Raw genomic sequence first — 8,733 nt, forward strand, 5'->3', positions numbered from 1 at the left:
AAACTGAACGATGAAAAAAACGACCCGATTTAAATTCAATGCCTTCCTCACTCAGCTGGCGAAGCTTAACGATGTGGCCGTGCCGGACATCAGCGCGAAATTCACCGTCGAGCCATCCGTTGCGCAGAAGCTTGAAAGCAAAATTCAGGAGTCCGCCGCATTCCTGCAGATGATCAATATCATCCCGGTAGATGAGCAGTCCGGCGAAGTGCTGGGACTAGGCGTAGGCTCGACCATTGCAGGCACCACGGATACCTCTTCGCAGGAGCGCCAGCCGACCGATCCGACATATATCGATGGCACCGGCTACAAGTGCACTCAGACCAATTTCGATACCGCGTTACCTTATGCGAAGCTGGATTTGTGGGCGAAGTTCCAGGACTTTCAGACCCGCATCCGTGACGCCATCATCCAGCGTCAGGCGCTGGACCGCATCATGATTGGCTTCAACGGCGTGAAGCGTGAGAAAACCTCGAACCGCGTAGAAAACCCCTTGCTGCAAGACGTCAACATTGGCTGGCTGGAAAAAATCCGCCAGGAATCACCGGTGCATGTCATTAAGGGCATTCCGCAGGATGACGGCGGCCTGTCTTCTTCCGTTCGCGTCGGTAAAAACGGTGACTTTGCGAATCTGGACGCGCTGGTGATGGATGCGGTTAACCGCAAAATTGGCGTTCAGTATCAGGACGACACCGATCTGGTGGTGGTTTGTGGTCGCGGTCTGCTGGCCGATAAATATTTCCCACTGGTCAATCAGCAGCAGCCAAACACCGAGGCTCTCGCCGCTGATCTCATTATCAGCCAGAAACGTATGGGCGGCTTACAGGCCGTGCGCGCGCCTTACTTCCCGGCAGATGCCTTGCTGATCACCCGCCTCGACAATCTCTCTATTTACTGGCAGGACGAGAGCCGCCGCCGTGCCGTTATCGACAACCCTAAACGCGATCGTGTGGAGAATTTCGAGTCCGTCAACGAGGCGTACGTGGTTGAAGATTACGAATGCGTTTGCCTGGTGGAGAACATTGAAATGGGCGAATTCGCCGCAGCGGCGGCCAGCGGCGCAGAGGCATAAGCATGGCGATGAGTCCTTTTCAGCGGCACACGCAATATGTTCTGGCACAGGAGGCCGCCCGCAAGGGCGGCAATGGCAGTCACTTAAAAGGCTATGACCTGATGCTGATGCAGCTCGGCGAGGACCGCCGCCGCCTCAAGGGCATTCAGTCCACCGTGAAGAAGGCTGAAATCAAGGTGGAAGTTCTGCCGAAATACGTGCCGTGGGTGGACGGTGTGCTGGCCGCAGACGGCGCGCAGCAGGACGACGTGCTGATGTACGTGATGCTGTGGCGCGTTGATGCCGGTGACTACGCCGGTGCGCTCACCATTGGCTGCCATGCTATCCGCCACGGCTGGTCGATGCCGCAGGGCTTCAATCGCAACGTGCAGACGCTGCTGGCCGAGGAGATGGCCGACGCCGCTAAAAACGCCATCGTGGCAAAAACCGACTTTGACCCCGGCCTGCTGATGCAGACGCTTGACGTGATCGGCGAACTGGACATGCCCGATCAGTCCCGCGCGCGCCTGCACAAGTCGCTCGGCTGGGTGCTGCGCGAAAGCCAGCCGGTTGCCGCGCTGAACCATCTGCAGCAGGCCATGCAGCTCGACGAGCGCTGCGGGGTGAAAAAAGACATTGAGCAGCTGGAGCGGAAAATCCGCAACGCCAGCTGATAACCGGACGTGCCCACGCGCGGGGCGGCACGGGGTGGCGACAGGCAGCGCCGCATCAAAACCCCGTCCACCGCCCACCTATTCAGGAGAAATAAGGCATGCAGTTTGTAGCGCCGGAAAAGGCGACGGGAACGCCGGAAATTATCCCCAACAACTCATTCTGGCCGGACATCGATCTGGCGACGTTTCGCAGCGTCATGCGCGTTGACGGCACCGTGACGCCTCAGCGCCTGAAGCAGGTGGTGCTCACCGCAATGGCGGAGGTCAACGCCGAGTTGTATCCGTGGCGCGAACGTCAGGAGCTGCGCGGCTTTAACGGTCTGGCCGACGTACCGGCTGAGCAGCTTAACGGGCGCAGCGTGCGTCTGCATCACTATGAAAATGCGGTGTGGTGCTGGGCGCGCGCGGTGCTGAACGAGCGCTATCAGGACTATGACGCCACCGCCGCAGCGACCAAGCGCGGTGAGGAACTGGCAGACGCAACCGGTGACCTGTGGCGCGACGCGCGCTGGGCCGTCAGTCGCGTGCAGAACGCGCCGCACTGCACCGTCGAGCTTATCTGATGAAGGTACGTGCGCAGCAGGGCGACACGGTAGACGAAATCTGCTGGCGTCACTACGGGCGCACGCAGGGTATGACGGACCAGGTATTGCAGGCGAATCCGGGGCTGGCGGAGCACGGCCCCTTTTTACCGCACGGGCTGGAGGTGGAGCTGCCGGACGTGACGACGGCGGCCACCGTGCAGGCCGTCCAGCTTTGGGACTGAATCATGTGGGAAAGAATCCGCGCCGGGATCGTCTGGTTTATTGCTGTCGGTATGGCATGGCTGGGCGACATGTCGCTGAAAGACGTTTCAACCGTGGCCGGTGTGTTAATCGGCCTGCTGATGGCGATCATCAGCTGGTACTACAAGCGCAAAACTTATCAGCTGCTGGCCGCCGGGCGCATCACGCGGGAGGAATATGAATCTGCAAACCGTTAAGCGCTGCACCGTTGGCGCGGTGCTTGCCATTGCGGCGACGCTGCCGGGTTTTCCGCAGCTGCACACCTCCGTCGAGGGACTGAAGCTGATCGCCGATTATGAGGGCTGCCGCCTGAAGCCGTACCTGTGCGACGCGGGCAAGTGGACCGACGGCATTGGTAACAGCGTTGGCGTGGTGCCGGGCCGGACTATCACCGAGCGGCAGGCGGCGGGCGACTTCATCACCAATGTGTTACGCGTTGAGGCGGCACTGGCGCGCTGCGCTGCGGTTTCGATGCCGCAGCCGGTCTACGACGCGCTGGTGTCGCTGGCGTTTAACGTCGGCACCGGCAACGCCTGCGGTTCGACCATGGTGGCGCTCATTAAACAGGAACGCTGGCGCGATGCGTGCTATCAGCTGCCGCGCTGGGTGTACGTGAAGGGCGTATTCAATCAGGGGCTGGATAACCGGCGACAACGCGAACTGGCGTGGTGCTTCAGGGGGGTGAAAGCATGATGCGCACGCTGGCGACGGTGGTGCTTGTTCTGATTGTCGCGCTTGGCATGCAGTCGTGGCGACTCAGCACCGCTCACATCAAAATCGACGCGCAGGTGAAGGATTTAGCCGCACAGGGGAAAAAGCTGTCGCAGAAAAACGGCCAGCTGCTTGCCCTCAACATCCTGACGCAGACCAGCAGCCGGGCGCAGACGCAGCTTTACGCCGCCGCCGAGCAGAACGGCACGCTGCTGCGTGACCGGCAGCGCACCATTGAGGAACTGAAACGTGAAAATGACGAGCTTCGCCGCTGGGCTGATGCCCCTTTGCCTGATCCTGTTATCCGGCTGCGCCAGCGTCCGGCCCTCACCGGAGGTCAGTCTTACCGTGAGTGGCTGTCCGCGAATCACCCCGTGCCGCCTGGACGAAGCCGCACCGCGCCGTAACGGCGACCTGCTGGCGCAGCTGGACGACACCGAAGCCGCCTGGGCGGCCTGCGCCGATAAGGTAGACACCATCATCAGCTGTCAGGATAAAGACGATGAACAAGCCGCAGTCCTTGCGAAACGCCCTGAATAAAGCCGTGCCCTACGTGGCCGACAACCCGGACCGCCTGCACCTGTTCGTTGATAACGGCGCGGTGGTTGCCACCTCCGCCACGTCGATTTCGTGGGAGTATCGCTACACCCTAAACGTGGTGGTGACGGACTTCACCGGTGACCAGAATCTGCTGATGGCGCCCGTTTTATTCTGGCTCGGCGTCAACCAGCCGGACGCCCTGCAGAACACCACCGAGCGGGAGCGGCTTTTCACCTTTGAGGCGGATATTCTCGGCAATGACCGCTGCGACATCAGCATGAACCTGAAGCTGACGGAGCGTGTGATCGTGAAGGAAGTCGACGGCGTTATGTCGGTTGAGGCCGTGCCGGAGCCGGAAGCGCCGGACGAGTTTTGGGCAGTTAATCATGGCTGAACTACACGAGATTGAAGCCTGGCTGAATGCGTTACTGGCGCAGCTGGAACCCGCAGCCAGAACCAAGATGCTGCGCGAGGTGGCGCGCGACGTGCGGCGCATTCAGCAGGGCAACATTACGCTGCAGCGCAGCCCGGACGGCACCGCATGGGAGCCGCGACGGGTCACCGCCCGGACCAAGCCGGGCCGCATTCGCCGCAAGATGTTTGCGAAGTTGAAAACGGCCAAATATCTCAAGGCGCAGGCAAACGCAAACATGGCAGAAGTTGCTTTTGTTCCCGGCGTGCAGAAGCTGGTCCGCGTGCATCACTACGGGCTGCGTGATCGCGTGAACCGGCGTGGCACCGAAGTGAAGTATGCAGAACGCCCATTACTGGGCGTCAATAATGATGTGGAAAATTTGGTGCAAGAAACGCTATTGCGCTGGCTGGCAGAGTAAGGTTAATCAGGTATGTTTTTCTGCTGATATTCGGCTTGTTTTTTTCTACTTTCAATAATTGGGTTTTTAAATATCTCTGCAACTGAATAACCAGCTCGAGCCACACAAACAGCTCCAAGAAATAATACAGCTGGAATGAATAGGTAAGCATCCGAAGTGAAAAGTTTGCTGATAGTGTCTGGGTTTTTAAGTCCCGCAGCTGAATATTCAATAATGATGTATACGCCATAAATAAATGCGCATGCCGTTTGTATATTCCATATTGCATTTAATGTATTTTTATAAACATCAAATTTACCTATTCGTATTAGTAGGCAGCCATGAACGGTAGCTAGAACGAAAAGGCCTGAAAGATAGTTAATCATCTGCTTATCAAGAGCTGCTTCAACTTTGCTGTAAATAATGGTTGTAAACACCAGAAGTGCCAAAATTGAAACATAAACCCCATTGGGTAAATTTAATCTATATCCCATTTTATACCTATGTTTGTTAAGTGATTTTTGTATGGTTCATCATACAACGCTTAATTGATGCCAGAATTTGTGCGCCGTTGCAATGTAATGGCATGAATACTCAACTCACCGAAATCATGCGCCTTATCACCAACCTGATCCGCACCGGCACCGTATCCGCTGTTGATCCGGTTAACTGGCTGTGCCGGGTGAAAACGGGCGACCTTGAAACCAACTGGATTAACTGGCTCACCTGCCGCGCCGGTAATACCCGCACGTGGTGGCAACCCTCCATCGGCGAGCAGGTTGTACTGCTGAGCCTCGGCGGCAATCTCGAAACCGCCTTTGCGCTGCCGGCCATCTACTCCGACGCATTCCCGCCGCCCGATTATTCAGAGAGCGGCAGCACCACCGTGTTCAACGACGGCGGCTGGTTCCAGTACGAGCCGGACACCGGCCAGCTGCTGATTAAAAATATCAAAAGCGTGCGCATTGAGGCCGCCGACGGCATTCAGCTGATCACCGACCAGCTGGGCGTTGATGCCAGCCGGACGCTGATTAACAGCCAGACCGTGATGAACGGCGACGTGACGCAGGGCGGCGGCCAGATGGATTCAAACGGCGTGATTGCAGATAAGCATAAACACGGCGGCGTGAAGTCAGGCGGGGATACATCGGGAGGCCCGCAATGATGTATCTCGGCATGAACCGCGACACCGGCGCAGCCATCACCGACACCGAACACATCCGCCAGAGCGTGCGCGACATCCTGATCACGCCGGAAGGCAGCCGCATCGGGCGACGTGAATACGGTTCGCTGCTGTCGGTACTGATTGACCAGCCGCAAAACGACGTGGTCCGCCTTCAGGTGATGGCGGCAGCGTACACGGCGCTGAGCCGCTGGGAGCCGCGCATCCGCCTCAGCTCTTTGAATATTACCAGCGCCTTTGATGGCTCTATGGTGGTTGAGCTGACCGGCCAGCGCGCCGACGGCTCACCGCTGGCAATGTCCGTTCCAACGGGGGTGAACAGTGGCAGTAATTGACCTTTCGCAGCTGCCCGCACCGGAAGTTATCGAGGTGCCGGATTTCGAAACGCTGCTGACCGAGCGCAAGGAAGCGCTGATTGCGCTCTATCCGGCTGACGAGCAGGCCGCCATGCGCCGCGTGCTGGCGCTGGAGTCCGATCCTGTCGTGAAGTGCCTGCAGGAAAGCGTCTATCGCGAAATCCTGCTGCGTCAGCGCATCAACGAGGCGGCGCAGGCCGTTATGGTGGCTTACGCGCTCGGCAGCGACCTCGACCAGCTGGCCGCGCGCAGCAACGTGCAGCGTCTGACCGTCACCCCGGCTAACCCGGACGCCGTGCCACCGGTGGACGCGGTGATGGAATCCGACGACGCGCTGCGCGTGCGCGTGCCGGAGGCGTTTGAGGGCTTATCGGTTGCCGGACCGACGGCGGCCTATGAGTTTCACGCCCGCAGCGCGGACGGGCGGGTGCAGGACGTGTCCGCCATCAGCCCGTCACCGGCCACGGTACTCATCACCGTGCTGAGCCGCGAGGGCAACGGCGCGGCGCCCGATGATTTACTGAGTAAAGTGGACAAAGCGCTGAATGACGACAGCGTGCGCCCGGTGGCGGACCGCGTCACCGTGCAGCCTGCAATCATTAACGACTACCGCGTGCAGGCCAGGCTGCACCTGTTTGACGGCGTGGCCGCGGCGCCCTGTCTGGAGGCGGCAAACGCACGGCTGGCTGCCTACCTCACCGAGCAGAAAAAGCTGGGCCGCAGCGTGCGCCGCGAGTCTTACGGGGCGGTGCTGCGCGTGGCCGGTGTGGACTGGGTGGACATCACCGAACCGGCAGAGGACATCATCATGGACCGCACGCAGGCGGGCAACTGCACCGGGACGGACATCAGCGTGGCGGATGACGGGGTGATGGCATGAGTAACAGCCTCTTACCGCCCGGATCATCCGCGCTTGAGCGCCGTCTGGCGCAGGCGTGCGGCGGAATCTCCGGCCTGAACGTGCCGCTGCGCGACCTGTGGAACCCGGACAGCTGCCCGGTGAGTTTCCTTCCCTATCTCGCCTGGGCGTTTTCGGTGGACCGCTGGGACGAAAGCTGGGCCGAGAGCGTAAAGCGCAAGGTGGTGAAAGACGCGTTTTACATCCATCAGCACAAGGGCACCATCAGCGCGATCCGGCGCGTGGTTGAGCCGTTCGGGTTTCTGATCCGCGTGATTGAGTGGTGGAAGAACGGGGACGCGCCCGGCACGTTTCGCCTGGACATTGGCGTGCAGGACGAGGGGATTACGGAGGAAACCTATCAGGAGCTGGAGCGGCTTATCAGCGACGCCAAGCCGTGCAGCCGCCACCTGATCGGGATGTCCATCAACCTGCAGACCAGCGGCCCGTATTTTGTCGGCGCAGGCACCTACATCGGCGAAGAAATCACGGTTTATCCCTACATCAACGAAACCATTATTTCCGGCGGCACCGCGTACGAAGGCGGGGCGCTGCACATTATTGACACAGTGAGAGTGAACCCATGAGCGCAAAATTTTACACCCTGCTGACGGACATCGGCGCGGCAAAGCTTGCCAGCGCTGCCGCCCTCGGCGTGCCGCTGAAAATAACGCAGATGGCCGTGGGCGACGGCGGCGGCGTGCTGCCCACGCCGAGCGCGCAGCAGACGAAGCTGATTGCGGAGAAGCGCCGCGCTGACCTGAACATGCTGTATATCGACCCGCAGAACAGCAGCCAGATTATCGCCGAGCAGGTTATCCCGGAAACCGAGGGCGGGTGGTGGATCCGTGAGGTCGGCCTGTTCGACGACACGGGCGCGCTGATTGCCGTGGGCAACTGCCCGGAGAGCTACAAGCCGCAGCTGGCCGAGGGCAGCGGGCGCACACAAACCGTGCGCATGGTGCTGATTACCAGCAGCACCGACACCATCACGCTGAAAATCGACCCGGCGGTGGTGCTGGCGACCCGTAAATACGTTGATGACAAAGTGCTGGAACTGAAGGTGTACGTGGACGACCTGATGGCGAAGCACCTCGCCGCCGCCGACCCGCACACGCAGTACGCGCCAAAGGAAAGCCCGACGCTCACCGGCACGCCGAAAACGCCAACGGCGGCAGCGGGCAATAACTCGCAGCAGATTGCCAGCACCGCGTTTGTGGTGGCGGCGCTTCAGGTGCTGACCTCCGGCGCGCCGGGTACGCTGGACACGTTCAAAGAACTGGCGGCGGCCATCAATAACGATCCGAACTTTGCCACCACCATCGCTAATGCGCTGGCGCTGAAGGCACCGCTTGCAAGCCCCGCGCTGACCGGCACGCCAACCGCGCCGACGGCGGCGCAGTCGGTGAATAACACGCAGCTGGCTACCACGGCGTTTGTGAAAGCGGCGATTGCTTCACTGGTGGCATCGTCACCGGCGGCGCTTGATACCCTTAAGGAGCTGGCCGACGCGCTTGGCAACGATCCGAACTTTGCTACTACCATGACCAACGCACTTGCCGGAAAGATGGACATCAGCAAGAACGGCAGCGATATCGCCAGCGTCCCGGCGTTTCTCGCAAACCTTGGTTTAGGCGAAGCCGCGAAAATGCCCGCCGCATCCGCCATCACCAACGGTGCGGGCTGGCTGTCCATTCCTGTGCTGATTGGCGGCGTCACCCGC

The 8,733-nt window shown here is 59.9% G+C and carries 16 protein-coding genes; 15 read left to right on the forward strand and 1 reads right to left on the reverse strand.

Features of this window, described 5'->3' with window-relative positions; genetic code table 11:
• The first annotated feature begins 10 nt into the window (after positions 1-10).
• The 10 genes from WFL93_RS19615 to WFL93_RS19660 all read left to right on the forward strand — a co-directional run bounded on the left by WFL93_RS19615 (position 11) and on the right by WFL93_RS19660 (position 4,594).
• Positions 11-1,072: a phage major capsid protein, P2 family gene (locus tag WFL93_RS19615; RefSeq protein WP_336778842.1), complete on the forward strand. Its 1,062-nt coding sequence runs from the start codon at positions 11-13 to the stop codon at positions 1,070-1,072.
• A 2-nt stretch (positions 1,073-1,074) separates the two neighbouring features.
• Entirely contained in the window at positions 1,075-1,725 is a 651-nt protein-coding gene (locus WFL93_RS19620; protein WP_336778843.1) for a phage terminase small subunit, read from the forward strand.
• A gap of 98 nt (positions 1,726-1,823) precedes the next feature.
• A complete protein-coding gene (locus WFL93_RS19625; RefSeq protein ID WP_336778844.1) occupies positions 1,824-2,288 on the forward strand; it encodes a head completion/stabilization protein in 465 nt (154 codons plus the stop codon).
• Positions 2,288-2,491 carry a tail protein X gene (locus WFL93_RS19630; protein ID WP_336778845.1) on the forward strand — a complete coding sequence of 68 codons (204 nt, stop codon included), beginning with the start codon at positions 2,288-2,290 and terminating at the stop codon, positions 2,489-2,491. The genes WFL93_RS19625 and WFL93_RS19630 overlap by 1 nt, the downstream gene beginning before the upstream one ends.
• A gap of 3 nt (positions 2,492-2,494) precedes the next feature.
• Positions 2,495-2,707 (forward strand): HP1 family phage holin, encoded by a 213-nt coding sequence (locus WFL93_RS19635; protein ID WP_009127601.1) that lies wholly within the window; start codon positions 2,495-2,497, stop codon positions 2,705-2,707.
• Positions 2,688-3,203, forward strand: coding sequence for a lysozyme (locus tag WFL93_RS19640; protein WP_336778846.1), 516 nt, complete (start codon positions 2,688-2,690; stop codon positions 3,201-3,203). Before WFL93_RS19635 ends, WFL93_RS19640 begins: the two co-directional genes overlap by 20 nt.
• The gene (gene lysB / locus WFL93_RS19645; RefSeq protein WP_336778847.1) at positions 3,200-3,628 is read left to right on the forward strand and encodes an Rz-like lysis system protein LysB; all 429 of its coding nucleotides are present in this window, start codon (positions 3,200-3,202) and stop codon (positions 3,626-3,628) included. The genes WFL93_RS19640 and lysB overlap by 4 nt, the downstream gene beginning before the upstream one ends.
• Positions 3,519-3,761, forward strand: coding sequence for an Rz1-like lysis system protein LysC (lysC, locus tag WFL93_RS19650; protein WP_101763016.1), 243 nt, complete (start codon positions 3,519-3,521; stop codon positions 3,759-3,761). The genes lysB and lysC overlap by 110 nt, the downstream gene beginning before the upstream one ends.
• The gene (locus WFL93_RS19655) at positions 3,724-4,155 is read left to right on the forward strand and encodes a phage tail protein (protein WP_336778848.1); all 432 of its coding nucleotides are present in this window, start codon (positions 3,724-3,726) and stop codon (positions 4,153-4,155) included. The genes lysC and WFL93_RS19655 overlap by 38 nt, the downstream gene beginning before the upstream one ends.
• Positions 4,148-4,594, forward strand: coding sequence for a phage virion morphogenesis protein (locus WFL93_RS19660; protein ID WP_336778849.1), 447 nt, complete (start codon positions 4,148-4,150; stop codon positions 4,592-4,594). Before WFL93_RS19655 ends, WFL93_RS19660 begins: the two co-directional genes overlap by 8 nt.
• A gap of 2 nt (positions 4,595-4,596) precedes the next feature.
• On the opposite strand, the gene WFL93_RS19665 is transcribed toward WFL93_RS19660, so the two are convergent.
• Complete coding sequence (locus WFL93_RS19665; RefSeq protein WP_336778850.1) at positions 4,597-5,067, reverse strand: hypothetical protein; 471 nt, start codon at positions 5,065-5,067, stop codon at positions 4,597-4,599.
• Positions 5,068-5,159: 92 nt separating this feature from the next.
• Here WFL93_RS19665 and WFL93_RS19670 point away from each other — a divergent pair, with 92 nt between their 5' ends.
• From WFL93_RS19670 to WFL93_RS19690, 5 genes are all read left to right on the forward strand, one after another.
• Positions 5,160-5,738 (forward strand): phage baseplate assembly protein V, encoded by a 579-nt coding sequence (locus tag WFL93_RS19670; RefSeq protein WP_336778851.1) that lies wholly within the window; start codon positions 5,160-5,162, stop codon positions 5,736-5,738.
• Positions 5,735-6,091, forward strand: coding sequence for a GPW/gp25 family protein (locus tag WFL93_RS19675; RefSeq protein WP_336778852.1), 357 nt, complete (start codon positions 5,735-5,737; stop codon positions 6,089-6,091). Before WFL93_RS19670 ends, WFL93_RS19675 begins: the two co-directional genes overlap by 4 nt.
• The gene (locus WFL93_RS19680) at positions 6,078-6,992 is read left to right on the forward strand and encodes a baseplate J/gp47 family protein (protein WP_336778853.1); all 915 of its coding nucleotides are present in this window, start codon (positions 6,078-6,080) and stop codon (positions 6,990-6,992) included. Before WFL93_RS19675 ends, WFL93_RS19680 begins: the two co-directional genes overlap by 14 nt.
• Entirely contained in the window at positions 6,989-7,597 is a 609-nt protein-coding gene (locus WFL93_RS19685) for a phage tail protein I (RefSeq protein WP_336778854.1), read from the forward strand. The genes WFL93_RS19680 and WFL93_RS19685 overlap by 4 nt, the downstream gene beginning before the upstream one ends.
• Positions 7,594-8,733, forward strand: a 1,140-nt coding sequence (locus tag WFL93_RS19690) for a phage tail protein (protein WP_336778855.1), incomplete at its 3' end; no start/stop codon positions are given. The genes WFL93_RS19685 and WFL93_RS19690, both read left to right, overlap by 4 nt.

It is taken from the genome of Pantoea sp. USHLN256 (genome assembly GCF_037149875.1).
Taxonomy (GTDB): Bacteria; Pseudomonadota; Gammaproteobacteria; order Enterobacterales; family Enterobacteriaceae; genus Pantoea; species Pantoea nemavictus.